At 48.4% G+C, this 20,722-nt stretch carries 24 protein-coding genes and 2 tRNA genes; 14 read left to right on the top strand and 12 right to left on the bottom strand.

Annotated features, from left to right (window positions below; genetic code table 11):
• Nucleotides 1-12: 12 nt before the first annotated feature.
• The 4 genes from HZ996_00375 (at nt 13) to HZ996_00360 (ending at nt 2,007) form a co-directional block, all read left to right on the top strand.
• Nucleotides 13-85, top strand: a tRNA-Gly gene (locus HZ996_00375).
• 134 nt (nt 86-219) lie between these two features.
• A tRNA-Leu gene (locus HZ996_00370) sits at nt 220-304 on the top strand.
• 126 nt (nt 305-430) lie between these two features.
• Nucleotides 431-802, top strand: coding sequence for a hypothetical protein (locus HZ996_00365; GenBank protein QTN37652.1), 372 nt, complete (start codon nt 431-433; stop codon nt 800-802).
• Entirely contained in the window at nt 799-2,007 is a 1,209-nt protein-coding gene (locus HZ996_00360; GenBank protein ID QTN37651.1) for an acyloxyacyl hydrolase, read from the top strand. Before HZ996_00365 ends, HZ996_00360 begins: the two co-directional genes overlap by 4 nt.
• A gap of 3 nt (nt 2,008-2,010) precedes the next feature.
• On the opposite strand, the gene HZ996_00355 is transcribed toward HZ996_00360, so the two are convergent.
• Both HZ996_00355 and HZ996_00350 read right to left on the bottom strand, forming a co-directional pair.
• On the bottom strand, nt 2,011-3,207 hold the full coding sequence (locus HZ996_00355; protein QTN37650.1) for a 3-deoxy-D-manno-octulosonic acid transferase: 1,197 nt from the start codon (nt 3,205-3,207) through the stop codon (nt 2,011-2,013).
• Nucleotides 3,207-3,971, bottom strand: coding sequence for a hypothetical protein (locus tag HZ996_00350; GenBank protein QTN37649.1), 765 nt, complete (start codon nt 3,969-3,971; stop codon nt 3,207-3,209). Before HZ996_00350 ends, HZ996_00355 begins: the two co-directional genes overlap by 1 nt.
• An 82-nt stretch (nt 3,972-4,053) precedes the next feature.
• Between HZ996_00350 and HZ996_00345 the strand changes: the two genes are divergently transcribed.
• From HZ996_00345 to rfbB, 5 genes are read left to right on the top strand one after another with little or no spacing between them, the layout of a single operon-like run.
• Complete coding sequence (locus HZ996_00345) at nt 4,054-5,181, top strand: DegT/DnrJ/EryC1/StrS family aminotransferase (protein QTN37648.1); 1,128 nt, start codon at nt 4,054-4,056, stop codon at nt 5,179-5,181.
• Nucleotides 5,178-6,488, top strand: coding sequence for a UDP-glucose/GDP-mannose dehydrogenase family protein (locus tag HZ996_00340; GenBank protein ID QTN37647.1), 1,311 nt, complete (start codon nt 5,178-5,180; stop codon nt 6,486-6,488). Before HZ996_00345 ends, HZ996_00340 begins: the two co-directional genes overlap by 4 nt.
• Before the next feature lie 9 nt (nt 6,489-6,497).
• Complete coding sequence (locus tag HZ996_00335) at nt 6,498-7,484, top strand: SDR family oxidoreductase (GenBank protein QTN37646.1); 987 nt, start codon at nt 6,498-6,500, stop codon at nt 7,482-7,484.
• A 2-nt stretch (nt 7,485-7,486) separates the two neighbouring features.
• On the top strand, nt 7,487-8,512 hold the full coding sequence (gene galE / locus HZ996_00330) for a UDP-glucose 4-epimerase GalE (GenBank protein QTN37645.1): 1,026 nt from the start codon (nt 7,487-7,489) through the stop codon (nt 8,510-8,512).
• Nucleotide 8,513: 1 nt separating this feature from the next.
• The gene (gene rfbB / locus HZ996_00325; GenBank protein QTN37644.1) at nt 8,514-9,578 is read left to right on the top strand and encodes a dTDP-glucose 4,6-dehydratase; all 1,065 of its coding nucleotides are present in this window, start codon (nt 8,514-8,516) and stop codon (nt 9,576-9,578) included.
• On the opposite strand, the gene HZ996_00320 is transcribed toward rfbB, so the two are convergent.
• From HZ996_00320 to HZ996_00305, 4 genes are read right to left on the bottom strand one after another with little or no spacing between them, the layout of a single operon-like run.
• Nucleotides 9,575-10,591 (bottom strand): hypothetical protein, encoded by a 1,017-nt coding sequence (locus HZ996_00320; GenBank protein QTN37643.1) that lies wholly within the window; start codon nt 10,589-10,591, stop codon nt 9,575-9,577. The two genes, rfbB and HZ996_00320, sit on opposite strands and share 4 nt — an antisense overlap.
• A complete protein-coding gene (fabD, locus tag HZ996_00315) occupies nt 10,591-11,475 on the bottom strand; it encodes an ACP S-malonyltransferase (protein QTN37642.1) in 885 nt (294 codons plus the stop codon). Before fabD ends, HZ996_00320 begins: the two co-directional genes overlap by 1 nt.
• A gap of 1 nt (nt 11,476) precedes the next feature.
• Nucleotides 11,477-12,337: a ChaN family lipoprotein gene (locus tag HZ996_00310; protein QTN37641.1), complete on the bottom strand. Its 861-nt coding sequence runs from the start codon at nt 12,335-12,337 to the stop codon at nt 11,477-11,479.
• The gene (locus HZ996_00305) at nt 12,327-12,746 is read right to left on the bottom strand and encodes a 6-carboxytetrahydropterin synthase (protein ID QTN37640.1); all 420 of its coding nucleotides are present in this window, start codon (nt 12,744-12,746) and stop codon (nt 12,327-12,329) included. The genes HZ996_00310 and HZ996_00305 overlap by 11 nt, the downstream gene beginning before the upstream one ends.
• A 102-nt stretch (nt 12,747-12,848) precedes the next feature.
• On the opposite strand from HZ996_00305, the gene HZ996_00300 reads away from it, so the two are divergent.
• Both HZ996_00300 and HZ996_00295 read left to right on the top strand, forming a co-directional pair.
• On the top strand, nt 12,849-13,217 hold the full coding sequence (locus HZ996_00300; GenBank protein ID QTN37639.1) for a YrdB family protein: 369 nt from the start codon (nt 12,849-12,851) through the stop codon (nt 13,215-13,217).
• 13 nt (nt 13,218-13,230) lie between these two features.
• Nucleotides 13,231-13,953, top strand: a complete 723-nt coding sequence (locus HZ996_00295) for a hypothetical protein (GenBank protein QTN37638.1) — start codon at nt 13,231-13,233, stop codon at nt 13,951-13,953.
• Here HZ996_00295 and HZ996_00290 read toward each other — a convergent pair.
• Entirely contained in the window at nt 13,950-14,933 is a 984-nt protein-coding gene (locus HZ996_00290) for a transporter substrate-binding domain-containing protein (protein ID QTN37637.1), read from the bottom strand. The genes HZ996_00295 and HZ996_00290 overlap by 4 nt on opposite strands.
• Nucleotides 14,934-14,971: 38 nt before the next feature.
• Between HZ996_00290 and mqnB the strand changes: the two genes are divergently transcribed.
• From mqnB to rfaD, 3 genes are read left to right on the top strand one after another with little or no spacing between them, the layout of a single operon-like run.
• Entirely contained in the window at nt 14,972-15,655 is a 684-nt protein-coding gene (gene mqnB / locus HZ996_00285) for a futalosine hydrolase (GenBank protein ID QTN37636.1), read from the top strand.
• Nucleotides 15,652-16,485, top strand: coding sequence for a 1,4-dihydroxy-6-naphthoate synthase (locus HZ996_00280; protein QTN37635.1), 834 nt, complete (start codon nt 15,652-15,654; stop codon nt 16,483-16,485). Before mqnB ends, HZ996_00280 begins: the two co-directional genes overlap by 4 nt.
• Nucleotides 16,482-17,453, top strand: a complete 972-nt coding sequence (gene rfaD / locus HZ996_00275) for an ADP-glyceromanno-heptose 6-epimerase (GenBank protein ID QTN37634.1) — start codon at nt 16,482-16,484, stop codon at nt 17,451-17,453. Before HZ996_00280 ends, rfaD begins: the two co-directional genes overlap by 4 nt.
• 1 nt (nt 17,454) lies before the next feature.
• Here rfaD and HZ996_00270 read toward each other — a convergent pair whose 3' ends face one another.
• From HZ996_00270 to HZ996_00250, 5 genes are read right to left on the bottom strand one after another with little or no spacing between them, the layout of a single operon-like run.
• On the bottom strand, nt 17,455-18,255 hold the full coding sequence (locus HZ996_00270) for a TPM domain-containing protein (protein ID QTN37633.1): 801 nt from the start codon (nt 18,253-18,255) through the stop codon (nt 17,455-17,457).
• A complete protein-coding gene (locus HZ996_00265) occupies nt 18,255-18,695 on the bottom strand; it encodes a TPM domain-containing protein (protein ID QTN37632.1) in 441 nt (146 codons plus the stop codon). The genes HZ996_00270 and HZ996_00265 overlap by 1 nt, the downstream gene beginning before the upstream one ends.
• 1 nt (nt 18,696) lies before the next feature.
• On the bottom strand, nt 18,697-19,278 hold the full coding sequence (locus tag HZ996_00260; GenBank protein ID QTN37631.1) for a LemA family protein: 582 nt from the start codon (nt 19,276-19,278) through the stop codon (nt 18,697-18,699).
• The gene (locus HZ996_00255; GenBank protein ID QTN37630.1) at nt 19,275-19,607 is read right to left on the bottom strand and encodes a MerR family transcriptional regulator; all 333 of its coding nucleotides are present in this window, start codon (nt 19,605-19,607) and stop codon (nt 19,275-19,277) included. Before HZ996_00255 ends, HZ996_00260 begins: the two co-directional genes overlap by 4 nt.
• Nucleotides 19,608-19,643: 36 nt before the next feature.
• Nucleotides 19,644-20,615 (bottom strand): M23 family metallopeptidase, encoded by a 972-nt coding sequence (locus HZ996_00250; protein QTN37629.1) that lies wholly within the window; start codon nt 20,613-20,615, stop codon nt 19,644-19,646.
• Nucleotides 20,616-20,722 lie beyond the last annotated feature (107 nt).

Here is a 20,722-nt window from a genome sequence, read left to right as displayed (position 1 = left end):
CCTCTTAACAACGCGAGAATAGCTCAGTTGGTAGAGCACGACCTTGCCAAGGTCGGGGTCGCGGGTTCGAGTCCCGTTTCTCGCTCAACAAGCAAAGCCTTGGAGATGAACGTCTTCGGGGCTTTTTCTTTGGTCGCGGATGGGTCGCTAGGCACACAGCCTGAGATTCCCTCAGAGCCCATTGTCCAGCCTAAAATTTTGATATCTTTGCCGTCCACTGCCCGGGTGGTGGAATTGGTAGACACGTTGGACTTAAAATCCAATGGACAGAATGTCCGTACGGGTTCAAGTCCCGTCCCGGGTACAACGCGAAAGAGCCGACCTTTTAGAGGTCGGCTTTTTTGTTAGAAAAAGGGTGAGGAAGGTATCGCGCCGTAGGCGCAGACCTCCTTTAAAATTGTTGTAAATTTCCCAGACCAAACCCAGGATTATGCGGATACTAGTACTTCTGCTGGCGGGGAGTCTTTTGACCTCGTGCGCCACAGTATTTGGAAGTCGAACCAATACACTAAAGTTCGACGAAACCATTCCACCACAAAGCACGGTCATGATTGACGGAGCTGATTTTGGCTCTCCAGAAGAGGGAAAACTCAAGATTCCAGCAACCGTAGTTCAAGACCACAGCAATATTCAGATCATCAGCCCAACGGGTGAGGTCTTGGTCAGCGATACGCTCTACCGGAAAGTGGATCCAGTCTTTTTTATTCTCGACTTCGCCGCACCCGCAGTAAGCCACTCCGTCGACTTCATGTCCGGAAACATCTTCCGCCCTCACCCACGTAACTTCAGTACAGCGCCATGAAAAGAAATATTTTGATTTTGGTTTTCTGCCTCACGGCAGGATGGGCAAGTGCCCAGAATTGGCGATCTGAAGTGGAGGGCAACAAGAATTACGGAAAGTTCAACACCTTCCAGATTTCGGGCCACACAGGGTCACACTTATATACGGGCCAAGGGCTTGAAGGCTTTCTCGACAATGGTTATGCCGGTGTGGAGGTTCGCTTGGGATGGCAGTCTACCGGAAAGGAATGGTGGCAAGCCAATGCCAAGTTTCCGAGCTACGGGATTGGGTACTACAGTGGGGTGATTGGAGATCCCGAGATTATGGGCAATCCGAATGCCTTGTACCTCTGGTTCTCGCAACCCTTGACCAATCCCAATCTTCGTCACGTGTTGATTTGGGAATTGGCCGTCGGATTGACCTATGACCTCAAGGCTTGGGACCCAGAGGACAATCCCTACAACGATGCGATTGGATCGAGTGCAACCGTGTACTTCAACGCCAACATCGGCGGAAAGAGTCAGCTTAACAGAGAGATGGATCTGACCTATGGGATTGACCTGACGCACTTCTCAAACGGTCGCTCATTTACTCCGAACTATGGGCTCAACATGTTTGGGGTGAATGTTGGAATGCGCTATCACTTCAACCCGATGCAGAAGTTTGTCCAAGCTCAAGATCCTGAATTGATCTTGGCTGTTCGTCCGACCTACGAATACAAGACCGCACCTCCCAAACCCAAGGGATACGATATTTCCGCCTATTTGGCTGTGGGAACCGTGCAGGCAGAACCCGATGGAGAGGAAGAAGGTGCTCGCTACGGGACCAGCAGTTTTGTGATTGACTTTCGTCGTGTTTACGCGCACAAAGGCGCCTGGTATATTGGAGCGGATGTCTTTTACGATGGATCCCTCTACGAGAAGTCCAATGAGATTAAAAACGGTATGGATCCCGTTCGAGGCGACTACGTCAATTTAGGAGCGCATATTGGCCACGAATACAACATCTGGAATGTAGGTCTCGTGACACAGGTGGGTACGTATATCTACAAGACCATCGACGCTCGAGGAAACATGTGGATGCGTGTTGGGGCTAACTATAAGTTCAACGACCGATTCTTTGCCCAAGTTTCTTTAAAAACCCAGAACGGTGCCGCAGCTGATTGGATCGAATGGGGGGTAGGATATAGACTCGTTCGCCATTACCGTCAAGGAACGCACCGGTAAGAGTCAGTCTAATTTCTCCAAGATTTTACTCTTGGCGCCCGTATTTTGTGCCACGAAACTCGATGCCTTTATACCCATTTCAGGCCAAGTAGAGGGTTCTGGAATTTTTGACCAATCTTGGCCAGAACTCAGGCTTACAGCCCCTCCGGCTTCGATTAGGCCTTTGGCTTCAATAAAGGCTTCGTATCTGGGGCCGAAGAAAACGGGTATTCCCCATACGGCGGCTTCAAGGGTATTGTGAAGGCCTTTTCCAAAGGCACCCCCAATGAAGGCGCCATCCGCGTACTGATAGAGATTGCTCAAGAGTCCAATCGTGTCGATGAGGATCACTCTGCTCGTTAGATTTTCGGTCTGTGTATACCTCTGCGCTTCGGGAAATTGCCCTTCAATAGCCTTCAAATGCTCCTCATGGACTTCGTGGGGAGCGATGATCGTTGGCCCGTCCCAATGCTTCGCGGCTAGTGCTTCTTCTGGGTCCCAGGAGCTTCCTAAGATTAAAACTGGGCCATCCGTATTCCAGGATTCAAACTTGGGGTCTTTTTGTGCTCCGTTCTTGATGGCCATGACCCGATCAAAACGGGTATCCCCGGTTACGGTGACATTGCCCAATTCAATGCTGAGAGCAAGGTCCAGGCTCGCTTGATCTTGGACGAAGATGTGACGAAAACCTTTGAGCGCCTCGCGGAAAATTTTGCCATGAGACTTGAAGAAGATTTGACCTGCTCGGAAGCGTGCGCTGATGAGAAATCGCGGTACGCTCTGCCGATCGAGTTCCGAATGAAAGCAAAGCCAGTTTTCGTATTTAACAAAAATGGCGGCCCGTGGACTGACGATTTGAACGAAGTCACGGGCATTCGCCGGCGTGTCTAGAGGAAGGTAGGACACCACATCAGCGCCGGTGTAATTTTTTCTGACCTCAAATCCCGAGGGGCTGAAGAAGGTCAGAACGATGGGTCTTGAAGGGTGTTTTTCTCTTAGCGCTTCTATGAGTGGTCTTCCCTGTTCAAATTCTCCAAGGGAGGCACAGTGGATCCAATATGGGTTGTCGAGAGCCGAGCATTTTTCGCGGAGATGGGAACGCCAATTTTTGCGTCCCGAGGTCCACTGCCTTGCTTTGGTGTTCCATCGCGCCGTAAGGCGCACTCCAAGTCCGTAGGCCTGAACGCCCCAACGATACCAGTGGGGGATCTTCAAGCTCATTAGTAATAGTAATACTTGGCGTTGCGGTTCACCTTCGGGTACAGAGCTAGGGCAAACCCTATGCGAAATCCGAGGGTCATGTCTAGGCGCGATTCGTCGTAAGGCGCACGAAGGTCCATCTGCCATTCACGTCTTCCACTGGTGAGTCCTTGGGTGAATTCGACCGCGGCAAAGGCGTTGAAATAACCGTTGTTGGCCAGATATTGATACCCGAGAGATTCGGAAAAGAAGAGTCCATTGGTTAAGCGGTCGTAGTATTGAGCGTAGGTGGCATTGAGCTGAGGAGCTAGGTCTCCCGGATTTTCGATGCGAATTTGATGTTGCCAGAACCCGACACGCCCCATGGCGTAGAATCCAGAGTTCGGATTAGGTCCTGGACCACCGAGTAAATAGCCGACGTTACCATATACGCGGAAACCACGTTGGAAGATGCGGATATCGGCAAAGCGACCCGTTCCGTCAATGATCTGGCCTTCAGAAGTAGAGATGCTGTCCAAGAGGTTCACTTCATTCACCCCACCTCCGAATTGAAAATCCGCTCCAACTCCTAGAAGAAGTCGGTTGCCAAACTTGGTTGTAAAGTCAAAAGTTATCGCGCTGTGGTCGTTGAATCGCTCCTCTAGATCTCCGCCTGGGATTTGATAGGCATAGGAAAAACGCAGCATGGGAATGACTGCATTGGTGTCTCTCGCAGTTACCTGAGCTGTGCTCTGAATTGGTGATAAAAGTCCACCCAAAAGGAGCCCCAAAACGAGTCCTTTCAATCCCTTCGAAAACCTGTGAATAATCACTCTCTTCCCTTCTATTAATTACTACATTTGTTCGTAAAGGTACTAATTACAAGCTATGAGAAAACTTCAGATGGTGGACCTGCTGGCGCAGTACGACCACATTAAGGAGGAGGTCGATAAAGCCGTCCTTGACGTAGTCCAATCTTCCGCCTACATCAATGGCCCAGAGGTCAAATCCTTTCAAGCCGAAATTGAACAATACTTGGGTGTTAAACACGCCATTCCTTGTGCAAACGGAACGGATGCGTTGCAAATTGCCATGATGGGATTGGGCCTTCAACCCGGAGATGAGGTGATCACGGCTACTTTTACCTATGTGGCAACTGCTGAAGTGATTGCACTTCTTGGTTATACTCCCGTGTTGGTAGATGTCGACGAAGATACCTTCCAGATTAATCCCGAAGCTGTGCGTGCCGCTATTACGCCCAAGACAAAGGCTATTGTGCCCGTACATTTATTCGGGCAGTCTGCTCCGATGGAAGAAATCATGGCCATCGCCGAAGAGCATAATTTATATGTCGTCGAAGACAATGCACAAGCCATTGGTGCGGATTACACTTTCAGTGATGGCCGCACCCAAAAAACGGGCACCATCGGGCATGTTTCAGGAACATCCTTCTTCCCGTCCAAAAACCTAGGTTGCTATGGCGATGGAGGTTGTATTTTCACCAATGATGATGAGCTGGCCAACAATTTGCGTCAGATTGCGAACCACGGGCAGAGCGTTCGCTACTATCATGATCAAGTAGGAGTGAACTCTCGGTTGGACAGCATTCAAGCGGCCATTTTGCGTATAAAACTGCGCCATTTGGATCGATACAATACATCGCGCCGTGAGGCGGCAGACTACTACGATCAGGCATTTGCAGATTTACCTCAGTTGAAGACTCCAGCACGGGCAAATGGATCCTCTCACGTTTTTCATCAATACACCTTGCAGTTGTTGGAGGGAGATCGGGATGCCTTGGTTGCTGAGTTACAGAAGAATGAGATTCCGGCAATGATCTATTATCCGGTACCATTGCATATGCAAAAAGCCTATCTTGATGATCGCTACAACGAAGGAAGCTTTCCCGTAACGGAGCGTTTGTGCGCTCGTGTGTTTAGTCTTCCGATGCACAGCGAATTGACAAAAGAACAACAAGACCTAATCATTAACGCAGTAAAAACAGCTATCAAATGAATATTGCAGTCGTTGGAACCGGTTACGTTGGATTGGTGACCGGAACTTGTTTGGCCGAAACGGGGAACAAGGTTATTTGTGTCGACATCGACGAAGCGAAAGTGAATAAAATGCGGAATGGAGAAGTGCCTATATACGAGCCGCATTTGGATGTCCTTTTTGAACGAAACATCAAGGCAGGTAGACTGAAGTTTACAACGGACTTGGCTGAGGCGGTGCATCCTGCTGAAATTATCTTTTTAGCCTTGCCTACGCCTCCTGGAGAAGACGGATCAGCGGATCTGAGCTACGTCTTGGGAGTGGCCGATGATTTGGGTAAAATGATCAAAGACTATAAGGTCATCGTAGATAAGAGTACCGTTCCCGTGGGTACGGCTGAGAAAGTTACTGCGGCTGTGGCGGCCAACGCTAAGGTCGATTTTGACGTGGTTTCAAACCCGGAGTTTTTACGTGAGGGATTTGCTGTAGATGATTTTTTAAAGCCCGACCGCATCGTTGTCGGAGCCAGTACGGAGCGTGCACAAGAGCTGATGCGTAGCCTGTACAAGCCGTATGTGCGTCAAGGAAATCCGATCATCTTTATGGATGAAAAGTCGGCGGAATTGACCAAGTACGCGGCAAACAGCTTCTTGGCGACCAAGATCACCTTCATGAATGAGATCGCAAACTTCTGCGAGCGAGTGGGTGCTGACGTTGACAAAGTTCGGATTGGTATCGGTACGGACTCGCGTATTGGAAAGCGATTCTTATTCCCTGGTATTGGATATGGGGGATCTTGTTTTCCAAAAGACGTTCAAGCCCTAGCTAAATCCGGAAAGGAATACGGCTATGATTTCAACATCCTCGACAGTGTTATGAGCGTCAACGAGGACCAAAAAGTCGTCATTGTGCCCAAAGTCATGGACTTCTTTGGAGGTAATCTAGCCGGAAAGAAAATTGGAATGTGGGGATTGGCGTTCAAGCCGGATACCGATGATATTCGTGAGGCGCCGGCTCTTTACATTATTGACAAATTGGTTGCTGCGGGTGCGGAGATTACAGCCTTTGACCCGGAAGCAATGGACAACGTAAAAGGAGTTATCGGCGATAAGATTAATTATGCCGATGATCAGTATTCAGCCATAGAAGGAGCAGATGCATTGGTCATTTGTACAGAGTGGGGTGTTTTCCGAAACCCCGACTTCGATGAATTAGGTGAAAAGCTGGGTGCCAAAGTCATTTTTGACGGACGAAACCTGTACGATCTCGATGAGATGCGTGAGCGTGGATACTTCTACAGCAGCATCGGACGAGAAGTTGTACGCTAAACACATACTATGGCTAGAGTACTAATTACCGGGGCCGCGGGCTTCTTGGGCAGTCATTTGTGCGATCGTTTTTTGGCCGAAGGCCATGAGGTGGTAGCAATGGATAACCTTATTACTGGAGACTTAAGGAACATCGAGCACTTGATGCATCGAGATGATTTTGAGTTTTATCATCACGACGTCAGTAAGTTCGTCCACGTCAGTGGAGATTTAGATTACATTCTTCACTTTGCTTCTCCAGCCAGCCCGATTGACTATTTGAAGATTCCTATTCAAACCCTAAAAGTGGGTTCCTTGGGGATTTACCATTTGCTCGGATTGGCAAAAGAAAAGGATGCTCGATTGCTCATTGCTTCGACCTCTGAGGTATATGGTGATCCTTTGGTTCATCCGCAACGAGAGGACTACTGGGGGAATGTAAATCCAGTAGGGCCCCGCGGTGTATACGATGAGGCAAAGCGTTTTCAAGAAGCCATTACAATGGCTTATCACACTTTTCATGGATTAGAGACGCGCATCGTTCGCATCTTTAATACCTATGGTCCTCGAATGCGTCTCAATGATGGTCGGGTTTTACCCGCCTTCATTGGTCAAGCATTGCGCGGTGAAGATCTAACGGTTTTCGGTGATGGTTCTCAAACCCGAAGCTTCTGTTATGTCGATGATTTAGTGGAAGGGATTTACCGATTATTGCTCAGCGATTGTGCTGATCCCGTAAACATCGGTAACCCTGACGAGATCACCATCCTAGATTTCGCGGAGGAAATCATCAAGTTAACAGGTACGTCTCAGAAAATTGTGTTCAAAGGTCTCCCAACGGATGATCCAAAAGTCCGGCAGCCGGACATCACCAAAGCGAGAGAAATTCTGGGATGGGAGCCCAAGGTGAGTAGAGCGGAAGGTTTGAAAATAACCTACGAGTACTTTAAAAGCTTGCCGAAAGAGCGCTTGAACGAGACCGCACACTACAACTTTGACAAATACATTAAACGATAGATATGGGTGCGAAGATCTTGGTTACAGGAGGTTTGGGATACATTGGTTCACATACCTGCGTATCCTTGATCGAGCGGGGCTACGAGCCACTTGTTATCGACAACTTGAGTGAATCCGACTACGAGGTTAAAGGGCGGATAGAGAAAATTGTGGGTCGTGAGATTCAATTTGAGCAAGTAGAGATGTGCAATATTGTGGAGCTCGAAGAATTGTTTGAGCGTCATCCCGACATTCAAGGGGTTATCCACTTTGCTGCTTTCCTATTGGTCAATGAATCGGTAGACAATCCGATTAAGTACTACGAGAACAATTTGATTTCGACCATGAATCTCTTAAAGTGCATGGATCGCAATTCCGTTTGTCCAATCGTCTTCAGTTCTAGTTGTACGGTTTATGGGAATCCCGACGAATTACCGGTAAGTGAAAACGCTGCGGTCAAAGAAGCGGAATCACCTTACGGGAACACCAAGAAAATAGGTGAGGACATCTTGAAAGACTTCAGCCGAACGTGCGATGTAGACGTGATTTCCTTGAGGTATTTCAATCCGATTGGAGCACATGAGACCTCGATCATCGGAGAGTTTCAAGACGGAGAACCCCATCACTTAGTACCTTACATTACGGAGACAGCTGTGGGTAAGAGAGAGTTCCTCCGGGTGTTTGGTGGAGACTACGATACGCGTGACGGATCCTGTGTACGTGATTATATCCATGTTATGGACATCGCGGATGCACATATTCTGGCTGTGCAGCGACTCATCGATAAAAAGAACGAGGGTGACTTCGAGGTATTTAATCTTGGATCGGGCGATGGATCAACGGTATTGGAGATGATCAACGCATTTGAGTCGGCAACGGGAATCTCGATTGCCTATGAGATTGCGGATCGTAGAGCCGGTGATGTTGAAGCAGTTTATGCAGATATCTCCAAAGCCCGAGAAATACTCGGATGGGAACCAAAGCGTTCCTTAGAAGAGATGCTGGCCTCGGCTTGGAACTTTGAAGAATCACTGAAAAAACAAGGATAGAATGTCAGATTTTAAAAGAACTTTACTCGTGACCGGAGGAGCTGGTTTCATCGGCTCACACGTTGTTCGGTTAATGGTCAACAAGTACCCCGATACCCTTATTGTCAACCTCGATGCCCTTACGTATGCAGGGAATCTCGAGAACCTCAGTGATATTGATCAAGCCGAGAACTATGCCTTTGAACGCATTGACATCAACGACAGTGCTGCCTTAAAGGACTTGTTTGGACGATACAATTTTGACGGAGTAGTTCATTTGGCGGCAGAAAGTCATGTGGACCGAAGTATTAGCGACCCTCTTGCTTTTGTTCGTACCAACGTCATTGGGACGGTCAACCTTTTGAATGAAGCCGTTGACGCTTGGAAAGGAAACTATGAAGGCAAGCGTTTTTATCATATTTCCACGGATGAGGTATACGGTACCTTAGGAGATACAGGTCTCTTCATGGAAACAACTCCCTATGATCCTAACTCTCCGTATTCTGCGAGTAAGGCCAGCAGCGATCATTTCGTTCGAGCCTATGGCGAGACATACGGCTTGCCCTACGTGGTAACCAATTGCTCCAATAATTACGGGCCTAACCAGTTTCCGGAGAAACTGATTCCGCTGTTCATCAACAACATTCGCAACAATAAAACCCTACCGGTCTACGGAGATGGTAAGTACACCCGGGATTGGCTTTATGTCATAGATCATGCTCGTGCAATTGACTTGGTCTATCACGAAGGGCTGAATGGTGAAACGTACAATATTGGCGGGTTTAACGAGTGGCAAAACATCAACCTGATCAAGGTGCTCATCAAGCAAATGGATGAGAAACTTGGGCGTGATCCCGGGACTTCCGAAGCCTTGATAACCTATGTCACGGACAGACCTGGCCATGATCGCCGCTATGCGATTGATGCCAATAAAATCAAGAATGAGCTTGGTTGGGAACCGTCCGTAACTTTTGAGGAAGGGTTGTCTGAGACCATAGATTGGTATCTGGCGAATGAAGAGTGGATGAATCGAGTGACTTCAGGGGACTATCAGAAGTACTACGATACAATGTACGAGGGCCGTTAAAGCAAGACGTTATCTACCGGCTGAATAGGATCAGGTAGATCAGTCTCTCCGAGCATTTCGCGCATATCGATCTCAATGGTCCGACACAGGCTGGTCATTGGGATGTCAAAAGCCAGCCCTTCAAAGGGGTTTTCTGCGTAGTCACCCACGATTTCCATTACGAGAAACAACCATCCCACGATGCTGGTGAATGGGATGGTCATCCAGACCATCCAAGGACCCAAGTCATCAAATGGCTTCACCATCCCTAATGGCAAGAGGAAGATGAATAAGAAGGTGAAGAAGAGGGAAGAGGTGGCGTATTGACGAGGTAGTGGAAAGTTCTTTATGCGTTCGTTTTTTCCTTGAAGGGTATAGAACTCCTCTAAAAGCCCTTCTAGTTTGATGAACTGAAAATCACTGATGACGCCTTTCTTGCGAAGCTCTAATATATGGGCGCTTTGGTTGGCAATCAGCTGGGTAGCCGGATTTTTGGACTTCATCACCTTCTCAAGTTCTTCTGCGCTCAGGAATTCTTCAATTTCTTCTTCACTCGTTTTACTGAAAAAGTTCTTGGCCAAATGATCTCGATACGGCTTATTGTGCGGCTCATAATGCTCCCAAGTACGATGAACTAAGAGTTGTCGTCGATGCTGATAGAGCCATGCGATATGTCGGTACAGCAGCGTTTGTTGATGGCCTTTGAGCTCTTCAGCTGACCAACCCGCAATTCCATCAATATCTTGTGCAAAATCGCGTGCCATGATACCCCAGCTTCTGCTCGAGTTAACTATTCCGCCCCAGATCTTTCGGGCCTCCCAAGTACGGTCGTATGCAGAGTTGTTCTTGAAACCTAGATAAAAGGAGACTGCAACACCCACCACTGGAATGATGGCCCATGGAATGGAAACGAACTTCAATCCGAGGATGGCATAGATGATGACCACTGCTGAGGCATAGGCGGCCATGCCGAAAATACCTTTGCTGGTGTAGCGAATCAGTCGCTTAAAATCTATACTCCTCTGGATGAGCATTAATCGAGGCTAAAAGAGGATACGTTGGCTTCTCGGTGAATCTTTTTCACCAAGCCTTGGAGGACTTTTCCTGGTCCAACCTCGACAAAATCAGTGGCACCATCAGCTACCATAGCTTGTACGCTTTGTGTCCATTTAACCGGGGCAGTTAATTGGGCCACAAGGTTTTCTTGAATGGTTTGAGCATCGCTCACAGCAGCTGCAGGGACGTTTTGATATACAGGACAAATAGGATCACTGAAATCGGTGGCCTCTATCGCCGCAGCGAGTTGTTCTCGTGCTGGCTCCATTAGTGGTGAGTGGAATGCACCGCCTACAGGTAAAATTAGTGCTCGTCGAGCTCCTGCCTCCTTCATTTTTTCACAGGCCGCTTCAACGGCTGGATAGGCGCCAGAAATCACGAGCTGACCGGGGCAATTGTAATTGGCTGGCACAACAACCCCATCGGTTTTGTCACAGAGGTCTTCAACGACTTGATCGTCCAGTCCGAGAATGGCGGCCATCGTAGAAGGCTGCGCTTCACATGCGGCTTGCATGGCCATCGCTCGTTGAGAAACGAGTTTCAATCCGTCTTCAAAGTTCATGGCCTTTGAGGCAACCAAAGCGCTGAACTCCCCTAGAGAGTGACCAGCCGTCATGTCTGGGTCAAAAGCGACTCCCATGGCTTCTGCGGCAATGACACTGTGCAGGAAAATGGCAGGTTGAGTGACCTTGGTTTGTTTGAGCTCCTCGTCCGTGCCCGAGAACATGATGTCCGTAATACGAAACCCGAGGATATCATTGGCTTGCTCAAAGCGATCTCTTAGCGTTCCGCCTCGATCGTATAGGTCTTGACCCATTCCAACAAATTGGGCCCCTTGCCCTGGAAATACAAATGCTTTCATGTTAATGAGTTTTCGTCATTGTTTCGGGAATGGCAATAATGTAATCACCCTCACCAATAAATTCTTCGTTCAATTCATTCACCTCTGGTTGTTCGACGGAAGCGATGACTAGTATCTTGAGATCTGGATTCATTTGCTGCAAGTACCATGTAATCCCCTCGCGGTATTTGCTGTGAAATGTTCCGTGAAAGTGGACGAATTTTTGACCGGGCTTCAAGTTTTCATGAATGCTCCAGGCCATGGTCCAATCCTTCATGGCCTGTGCTTTAATCATGTCCCATCCGCCATGACCCATTCCCATTTCAAGCATTTCGCGATAGCTGGTCAAGTTGGTGTCCAAAGGCATATCTCCTGGTGGAAAGTACTGCCGAGCAGCCTCTGGAAGCGAATCCAAAGCGTCCATTCCTTTTAGGTACACGATGTTGGCATATCGCCGAGGTACATTCGACGCAATAAGGCGTATGCCGTTCTCCTTCGCATATTCCACTACAGGTCTGTAGTCAGTCCCATAATTGGGCCAGAAATGAGTTTGTCCTTTAAAGCTTCTTTCGGACATCATTCCACTCATGTATTCATCGAGAACGAGTTGTTGATCGGTCTCAAACATTTCCATGCCCAAAACCAACTGAGATCCAATTTGACGGTAAAGGAAGTCGGTAAGTTCCCACTGATTCCAATGACAAATGGGGTTGTCATGAAGCTCCCCAAAGAGAATGACATCCGCATTCAATACGTCTTTTTTCAGTTTGTCGTACTTGACTTCTTTGCCTTCGGCCGTAAACCAAGCAGAGGCTTTTGGTTGCGCATAACTGCTCAAGGCGAATGCAGTGAATAGGGCGAGGGCGATTATTTTATTCCCCATAGTATTCTACGAAGTTGTTTTCTGTTTCTTCAAGCCGAAGTTTATGCAAAGTGGCACCGAGTTCTTCGATCTTGGGAGCTAGGATTTTCCAGAATTCAATGATAAGGATTTCTGTCGAGGCCATCTTGTGCTTCATGAAGTCCACATCGCGGTTGAGATTTTTGTGATCCACCTTTTCGATGATGTCATCTTTCATGATTCGACTGAGATCTACCAAGTTGATCACGAAGCCCGTTTCGGGATTGGGCTCTCCTTTTACGGTGGCAATCAAATTGAAATTATGCCCGTGGAAGTTTTCATTGGCGCATTTACCAAAGACCTCTTCGTTCTTTTCGACCGACCAATTCGGATTGAAAAGTTGATGGGCAGAGCTAAAACGCTCTCGTCGCTGAATGTACACTACAGCCATCTGCTCAATTATTTCGGCAAAGATACGACACAGGGGTCATAGAAAATAGTGACGCTAAGCCGCCGAATGCGTACATTTTGAAGGATTAATAAAATCTCCAATATGTTTCAATGGGGAAGTCATCCGCTGAATTTAGCCCTTCGATTTGTTCTTGAAGTATTGATGCTCGTGGCCATTGGCCGATGGGGTTACCTGGTCTTCAGTGTGGTATGGGCGGTCCTATTGCCTGTTTTTGCGATGGCCCTGTGGGTCGTGTTCGCTACACGCGACGACCCTTCAAGGTCCGGTAAAACTGTAATTTCCACGCCAGGGCCCCTGCGCCTTCTCCTCGAACTGGCACTTTTCGCTGTCGCCGTTGCGGCCTGCTATGCTGTCGGAAATTCCATGCAAGGACTGGTTTTGACGCTCGTGGTAGTCCTACATTATCTATTTTCGCTGGACCGATTGAGCTGGCTTTTTAAGCAACGATAAATTCGTAATGCAAATGGGATTATTCAAAAAGAAGAAGGGTCATTTGGCCGATGAAATCACCATCATTAATGAAGCGGTGAATGCGAAACTCGAGGCCATTTTTATAGCAGTTCCCAAAACAGGGACCACCAGCATCCGAACGCAGATCAGGCCGGCAGGTCATCCAATGATCCCCAATCCTCATCTCAATATCGCACAAGTACGTGACTTGATGTATGCCTTTGAGCTCAAGAGTGCCCTAGCGACCAACTTGAGCTACCCCACAAAGGATCATCCGGATGATGCTGAGGTTCGCCGACGGGCTGAGGAAAAGTTCCAACGTTATTTTAAGTTTTCCGCCGTTCGAAACCCATGGGCTCGGGCCGCGTCATTATATGCTCGACGAGAGGGGGTTCAAACCCGCGATCGACATTCGTTTGAGGAATTCTTGAAAGATCATCTGTACGCGAGTGACACGTGCAGACAACCGACCCTACATCAGAATCAATCAGACTGGCACTTGGACAGCAACGGAAAGAATTTGATGGACTATGTCTATCGAGTCGAGGACTTTGAAGGTGCAGTCGTGGAAATTGCTGAGCGAACCGAGGGCCGTGTACGAATAAAGGTCAAGGATCGAAATCGCAACCCAGAGTCCCAATCGCGCAATTATCAGGATCTCTATACCGACGAAACCAAGGGGTGGATCGCCAAGCGTTTTGAACAGGACATTGACCTTTTCAAATACACCTTCTAGAAATCAAAATTCCAGAGGTATACGCCGGTTTTATCCCCGCGAACTTCTTGCTCCACGCGAAGGGCTTCGGGATTATGACCATGAGCTGAAGTGACTTCGTCTAAAGTGGCGTACCGCTGACCGTCCACATAGAAGGAGCCTTGTGCTTCCTGAGTTTGTCCGTGGTATAAACGGTACGCGTCGGAACTCAACATAGGTGCCGAATTCACGCTTTCACTGGACATCACGTAATCCAGTCGCCCATCACCATCAACATCCTTCTGAATGGAGTTGAGCTGAAGAATTCTATTGTAGGTTCCGTCGTCCTGCATTTCGGAGATTTTGGCATTGAAGGCCTCCATAAGAGCCTCTGCGCCTTCCATATCCTTTCGGACCACAAAATGTAGCGAGCGATGCGCCAGAATATTTTTGCCTACGGCAAGATTCGCTTTGATCTCCTCTCCCTGGCGCTGCAAGGCATAGTTCAACAAAAGTGCATCAACCAACATATAATCTGCCTCGCCTTTCAATAAGGCGGTCAGACAGCCTTGTTGATCCATACGTTCCACGAGTTCAATGCCTGTCATGTCGCCATAAGCGTATCCTTTAACGACTGCCACCTTCTGTCCTTGAAGATCCGCAAAGGAAGAAGCACTGACATCAGCTCCCTTGCGGCCGATGAGTAGTACTTGATTTTCCAAGTAGGGGTCTGAGTACAGAAGGAAACTGGCCCGCTCCGCCGTAAACCACAAAGCTGGACTTCCTTGGACATCACCCTGTCTCATGCTAGAGAGTACATCCTCAAAGGGGAGAATCACTGTTTGTGCTTGAACATCGCTTCTGCTCAGTGCTTCGTTCACCAAGCTTTGAGCAAAAGCAACTTCATTGGGACGATTGGTAAAGGGAGGCCAATAGTCTGCGGCGAGGTTCAAGGAGGTGTCTTGAGCTCGAGTAGAAAGGACGGAACAGATGGCCAGAAAAAGGATGGAAAAGGTGCGCATGTGATGCTTAACTTTGGATGTCGTTAAGATAGGACATTATGAAGATTCTCTTGACCAGTGCAACTTCCCTAGAGATCAAACCCTTGATCCAAATGCTGGGCGAAGGCGAACGATTAAATTCAAAGGCCGTCCGCTATCATTTTAGGGGAAACAAAATCGATGTGCTCACCACAGGAGTGGGCATGGTGGCTACTTCTTTTTGGCTGGGTGACGCCTTTGCCAGAGCACACTACGACTTGGCCATTAACGCAGGGGTCTGCGGCGCTTTCGATCGGGATTTGGAAATTACTCAGGTCGTTCAAATTATTCAAGACGAGTTCCCGGAAATGGGAGCTGAGGACGGGGAGAATTTTTTGAGCCTGATTGACCTTGACCTGCTCGAGGATGACGACTTTCCCTTTAGTCGAGGAGTCATTGAGCATCCGGAACCCATGACCGATGGTCCCTTGGCTGAATTAGCTCAAGTAAGGGCCGTGACAGTCAACAAGGTACATGGGAACGAGGTAACGATAGAAGCCACGCAGCAAAGAGTGCAACCACAGGTAGAGAGTATGGAGGGGGCGGCCTTCATGTATGCCTGCCGTGTTGGTCGATTGAACTTTGCCCAAATTCGCTCGGTTAGCAATTACGTTGAACGTCGCAATCGAGATAACTGGGAGCTTCAGGGTGCGGTCCGTACCTTGAACGAAACCCTGCTGAACTACTTGAATCAACTCGGATGACCTATACGCTAGGCTTTTCGCCCTGTCCCAACGACACCTTTATTTTCGATGCCTTAATTCACGGGAAAATCGAAACGGGCGATTTGAAATTTGAACCGGTGCTTCTGGATGTTGAGGAATTGAATCAACGTGCAGCGGAAGGGGCATTGGACATTACGAAGTTGAGCTTTAATGCACTGATGCATTTGACCGATCGCTATCGCTTGTTGGATAGTGGTGCGGCACTAGGCCGCAATTGTGGGCCTTTACTCATCGCTCGTCCCGAGACGGCGGATCTGCGACCGGAACAAGCAACCATTGCTATTCCCGGTGAACGAACTACGGCCAATTTCCTGATGGGTTTTGCCTATCCGGAAGCCCTCAACAAAAAGGCTATGCTGTTCAGTGAAATTGAGCGGGCTGTGTTGGAGGGGGAGGTGGATCAAGGCGTGATCATCCACGAGAATCGGTTTACCTATGCCGAGAAAGGTCTCGTCAAGGTGCGTGATCTGGGGGAGTATTGGGAAGGACAGACCGGCCATGCCATCCCCTTGGGTGGAATAGCGGTGCACAGTCGCATCGAGCCGCAGGCTCAGAAAGAAATTGAACGACTTTTGAGACGCTCGGTCGAGTACGCACGGGCGAATCCCGAGCAAACGGAGGAGTATGTGCGCTGTCATGCGCAGGAAATGGATCGGGAGGTCATGTACCAACACATCGACTTGTACGTCAATGATTATACAGTAACTTTGGGCTCGAACGGGCGTTCAGCCGTAGAGTTCATGCGGGCAGAGATGGTTCGGCAAGGGCTTCTATCCAAGACTGATTCGCCGCTATACGTCAGCCCATGATTGTCGTTACTGGAGCCGCCGGATTCATTCCCAGTGTATTGGTCGGAAAACTCAACCGCGAAGGATATAAGAACATCGTGGTGGTCGACGATTTTAGTCGAGCCGATAAGGCAGGAAATCTCGCCAGCAAGGATGTTTTGGAGCGCGTTCATCGAGATGACTTTCACCACTGGCTTCGAGACAAGCATCGCCTCGTAGAGTTTGTTTTTCACCTCGGGGCTCGGACGGATACAACGGAATTTGATGTCGAACTTTTCAACCGACTCAACCTTGATTATACCAAGGAGGTCTGGAAGATCTGCGTGGAGTTTGGCTTGCCTCTGATCTATGCTTCCTCTGCGGCCACTTATGGTCTTGGAGAGCACGGTTATGAAGATCGGCACGATGTGGTTTCCGAGCTTGTTCCCCTCAACCCATATGGGGACTCTAAGAACGATTTTGATAAATGGGCTTTATCTCAAGACCGCGCACCCTATTTCTGGGCGGGCATCAAGTTCTTCAATGTCTATGGTCCGAATGAATACCATAAAGGCCGTATGGCGAGTGTGGTTTTTCACACCTTCAAGCAAGTTCGGGAAACAGGAGCCATGAAGCTCTTTCGAAGCCATAATCCGGACTTTAAGGACGGGGAGCAGCTTCGTGATTTCATTTACGTTGAAGATGCTGTTGAAGTCCTCTATTGGCTCATGCATCATCGGAAGAAGGAGAGTAGCGGACTGTACAACTTGGGAACTGGTCAGGCGCGTGCTTTTGTAGATCTTGCCTCGGCAACATTCAAGGCCATGGGCTTAGAACCCAATATTTCATTCATCGATACACCTGAGGATATCCGAGATAAGTATCAGTACTTCACGGAAGCCGATATGTCCAAGCTTCGAAGTATAGGGTACGATAAGCCGTTTACTTCTTTAGAAGCAGGAGTAGAGCAGTATGTAAAAAGATATTTGCTCGAAGGGAACTACGCCTAAATTACCAGCTTCCGCTGGCACCACCTCCGCCGAAGCCGCCTCCGCCAAAACCGCCGAAGCCGCCTCCACCTCCAAAGCCACCTCCACCTCCAAAGCCACCGCCGCCGCCCCAATTGGAGCGACCAGAATGACTGAGGAGAAATGCCGTCCAAAGGGCATCAGATGCTGTACTTCTGCGTCGACCGCCACCTCGTCCTCCGCGTCCTCCGCCTCTTAGGATGGAGATGACGATGAACAAGATGATCATGAAAATCACAAAGACCACACCTGCCGGTACTGAGGCTGGCGGGCCCTGATTTCCATCAAGATTGTCGGCGTCAAATTGACCACTGACCAGACCTATAAGCACATCAGTTCCGGCATCCAAGCCCGCGTAGTAATCATTGCTTTTGAATTCCGGAATCATATACCGATCGATAATCCTCCGACTCAAAGCGTCCGTGACGAACTCCTCTACTCCGTACCCGGTAGAGATGTTCACTCGACGATCTTCCGAAGCGACCATCACAGATATTCCGTTATCCTCATTCGCTTGGCCAATACCCCAGAGATGTGAGAGCTTGATGTTGTATTCGGCAATGTCATAACCGCCCGTACTTTTTAGAGTGACGATGGCGATTTGCACTCCCGTACTGTCGTTCATGGCCACGAGCTTGCTCTCTAAAGCGCGCTCTTCTTGATCACTCAAGATTTCAGCAAAATCATGAACGATCCGCCCTTTTTTAGGTTGCGGAAATTCTTGGCCTACGGCCAGATGCATGACCCCCAGGGCCAAGATCAAGATTAAGAGCTTGGCTTTCATCACGAGGTACTTATTTCGTCAGACAATTCATTTTCATCCCCGTCTTCATAGGGGAAGTGGTGGAGTAATTCTGTGCCCACATTCATGATTCCTGCAACCAGCCCGTCCGCAAACCTTCCGGAGCGAAATAGTTCTTGCATAATGTCTTTGGTCGATTCCCAAAAATCTTCTGGAGTGACGGCGTCAATTCCTTCGTCTCCAACAATGGCGAACTGGTGATCCACTGTAGCGACGTAAATCAAAACGCCATTTCGTTGCGCAGTCTCGTGCATGGCGAGCTCACCAAAGAGCTGGGTAGCTCTTTCAAGAGGCTCGTCATCATGGTGCTCTTCGATATGTACTCGAATTTCGCCTGAAGTCTTCAGCTCCGCTTCCTTGATGGCTGAGATAACTTGTTCCTGTTCCTCAGAAGAGAGGAATTCGTCTACGTGTTTGGCCATATTATTCGAAGCTCACTTCTGGTGCATCTTCGCTACCCGCTTTGGCGGTGAAAGAGTCCTTCCTTGGGAACTCATCATCACCTCCTATGAAGCCTAAGTAGAAACGCTTCCAGAATCCGCGTATGAAGGTGTTGTAAGCGGCAACGGAATCATTGTAGCGATCGCGCGCTACATTAATTCGATTCTCGGTGCCTTCCAGCTGTGATTGCAGTTCTGCAAAGTTCTGCGTACTGCGAATTTCGGGATAGCGCTCAAAGGCCAAGTTGATGGCCGTGTTGATTTTGCGCCCCATCAATTCCATTTCTTCTGGTGTGGTTGCCTCAGTAATCCCAGCACGAGCCTGAGTCACTTGAACGAGGATTTCTTTCTCGTTATCTGCGGCTCCTTGAACGGTAGCGACGAGGTTCGGGATAAGGTCAGCACGGCGCTGATAGCTGCTTTGCACATCACCCCACGCATTATTTACCTGTTCTTGAAGGGCGACAGCGCGGTCATACGTGCCCGTGGCACGACTAAACATGCTGAATCCGATGAGCACAATGGCTCCGATAACGATCAATAAAATGAGCGTTCCTCTTTTCATAAGTGTTTCTTGATTTCCATTAGTGTTTTGCGAATCTCCTTTAGTCGGGCGACGACGTCAGCAGTATTCACAGTGTCTGTTTTGTTGTCTTTGAGTTTCTTCTTGGCCCCTTCAATGGTGAAGCCGCGCTCCTTGAGTAAGTGGTAAATGACCTTTAGGTTTTCAAGGTCCTTTGGAGTGAATAGGCGATTCCCTTTTTTATTCTTTTTGGGCTTCAGAATGTCGAATTCCTTTTCCCAATAGCGAATCATAGACGTATTCACATCAAACATCTTGGCGACCTCGCCGATGCTGTAGTATAGCTTTTGTGATGTAGATGTTGTGGACATGCTGTCTTCGATAGGACTTCCGAAGATAGCAAAAACTTAGTCGAGTGACTGTGTCGGTTGCTGTGAGAGTTCAATCATGATCTCATATTCCTCTGGAGTGAGGTCATTGAAATAGAAGTTCACAGGATTCACAGGCTTACCGTCTTTGTGCACTTCGTAATGCAAGTGCGGCCCAACAGATTTACCGGTATTTCCTACATAACCAATAATGTCCCCGCGTTGAACGGTTTGACCTGGACGAACGGCCATTTTGCTCATGTGAGCGTATAGTGTCAAATAACCATAGCCGTGATCAATGCGCACGTGGTTTCCATATCCGCTGCTTCGACGATCGGCCCGCGTTACTTTGCCATCTCCTGTAGCATAAATAGGAGTACCTGTATTCGCGCTAAAGTCCATTCCGGCGTGGAACTTTCGAGTCTTGTAAATAGGGTCAATTCGATAACCGTAACCACTAGCCATTCGCTTTAGGTCTTTGTTGGCCACTGGCTGGATCGCTGGAATAGAAGCCAGCATGTCTTCTTTACGCTTGGCCTTATCAATCACTTCGTCAAAAGACTTGCTCTGAATAACGACCTGTTTGCTCAGTTGATCCAGCTTTTTAGTCGTTTCAACCACGAGCTTGGAGTTCTGATAACCTTCTAATTTCTTGTAGCGATTCACCCCTCCAAATCCGGATTTGCGAATACTGGCTGGAATTGGATCAGTCTCGAAGATCACACGATAAATGTGATCGTCACGCTCCTGAATATCGTCCATGACCACTTGGAGTTGATCCATTCGGTCATCCAACAACTCGTATTGAAATGTCATTTGCTCCAATTCACGCTTGAGCTGCTTTTCCTTTGGAGAGTCAAAGAAGGTAAATAGGACGAAGAGCATCAATACGGCAAACAGGGCACTGGCCGACAGAAACAACAATACCGAACGAACACGATCTTTCGCGCTCTTTTCGATCTTCTTGTAACTCAGCGTTTCGCTGTCGTAGTAATACCTGACTTTAGCCATAATGATTGCGGATTCCTTAAATTTGGACCACTTTTGCCGAAGCAAAACGGTACCGTTTAAGTACTTATTGCGCTGCAAAAATACGCATTAATACAGTTTGTTTTGTA

Source organism: Cryomorphaceae bacterium (assembly GCA_017798125.1).
In the GTDB taxonomy this organism is placed as follows: Bacteria; Bacteroidota; Bacteroidia; order Flavobacteriales; family ECT2AJA-044; genus ECT2AJA-044.
The sequence above is the reverse complement of the archived record's forward strand: the minus strand, read 5'-3'. Positions and strand labels throughout refer to the sequence as shown.

Coding starts and splice junctions, on each gene's coding strand:
- HZ996_00365 (QTN37652.1), top strand. CDS start 431: ATGCGGATACTAGTACTTCTGCTGGCGGGGAGTCTTTTGACCTCGTGC.
- HZ996_00360 (QTN37651.1), top strand. CDS start 799: ATGAAAAGAAATATTTTGATTTTGGTTTTCTGCCTCACGGCAGGATGG.
- HZ996_00355 (QTN37650.1), bottom strand. CDS start 3,207: ATGAGCTTGAAGATCCCCCACTGGTATCGTTGGGGCGTTCAGGCCTAC.
- HZ996_00345 (QTN37648.1), top strand. CDS start 4,054: ATGAGAAAACTTCAGATGGTGGACCTGCTGGCGCAGTACGACCACATT.
- HZ996_00340 (QTN37647.1), top strand. CDS start 5,178: ATGAATATTGCAGTCGTTGGAACCGGTTACGTTGGATTGGTGACCGGA.
- HZ996_00335 (QTN37646.1), top strand. CDS start 6,498: ATGGCTAGAGTACTAATTACCGGGGCCGCGGGCTTCTTGGGCAGTCAT.
- galE (QTN37645.1), top strand. CDS start 7,487: ATGGGTGCGAAGATCTTGGTTACAGGAGGTTTGGGATACATTGGTTCA.
- rfbB (QTN37644.1), top strand. CDS start 8,514: ATGTCAGATTTTAAAAGAACTTTACTCGTGACCGGAGGAGCTGGTTTC.
- HZ996_00320 (QTN37643.1), bottom strand. CDS start 10,591: ATGCTCATCCAGAGGAGTATAGATTTTAAGCGACTGATTCGCTACACC.
- fabD (QTN37642.1), bottom strand. CDS start 11,475: ATGAAAGCATTTGTATTTCCAGGGCAAGGGGCCCAATTTGTTGGAATG.
- HZ996_00310 (QTN37641.1), bottom strand. CDS start 12,337: ATGGGGAATAAAATAATCGCCCTCGCCCTATTCACTGCATTCGCCTTG.
- HZ996_00305 (QTN37640.1), bottom strand. CDS start 12,746: ATGGCTGTAGTGTACATTCAGCGACGAGAGCGTTTTAGCTCTGCCCAT.
- HZ996_00300 (QTN37639.1), top strand. CDS start 12,849: ATGTTTCAATGGGGAAGTCATCCGCTGAATTTAGCCCTTCGATTTGTT.
- HZ996_00295 (QTN37638.1), top strand. CDS start 13,231: ATGGGATTATTCAAAAAGAAGAAGGGTCATTTGGCCGATGAAATCACC.
- HZ996_00290 (QTN37637.1), bottom strand. CDS start 14,933: ATGCGCACCTTTTCCATCCTTTTTCTGGCCATCTGTTCCGTCCTTTCT.
- mqnB (QTN37636.1), top strand. CDS start 14,972: ATGAAGATTCTCTTGACCAGTGCAACTTCCCTAGAGATCAAACCCTTG.
- HZ996_00280 (QTN37635.1), top strand. CDS start 15,652: ATGACCTATACGCTAGGCTTTTCGCCCTGTCCCAACGACACCTTTATT.
- rfaD (QTN37634.1), top strand. CDS start 16,482: ATGATTGTCGTTACTGGAGCCGCCGGATTCATTCCCAGTGTATTGGTC.
- HZ996_00270 (QTN37633.1), bottom strand. CDS start 18,255: ATGAAAGCCAAGCTCTTAATCTTGATCTTGGCCCTGGGGGTCATGCAT.
- HZ996_00265 (QTN37632.1), bottom strand. CDS start 18,695: ATGGCCAAACACGTAGACGAATTCCTCTCTTCTGAGGAACAGGAACAA.
- HZ996_00260 (QTN37631.1), bottom strand. CDS start 19,278: ATGAAAAGAGGAACGCTCATTTTATTGATCGTTATCGGAGCCATTGTG.
- HZ996_00255 (QTN37630.1), bottom strand. CDS start 19,607: ATGTCCACAACATCTACATCACAAAAGCTATACTACAGCATCGGCGAG.
- HZ996_00250 (QTN37629.1), bottom strand. CDS start 20,615: ATGGCTAAAGTCAGGTATTACTACGACAGCGAAACGCTGAGTTACAAG.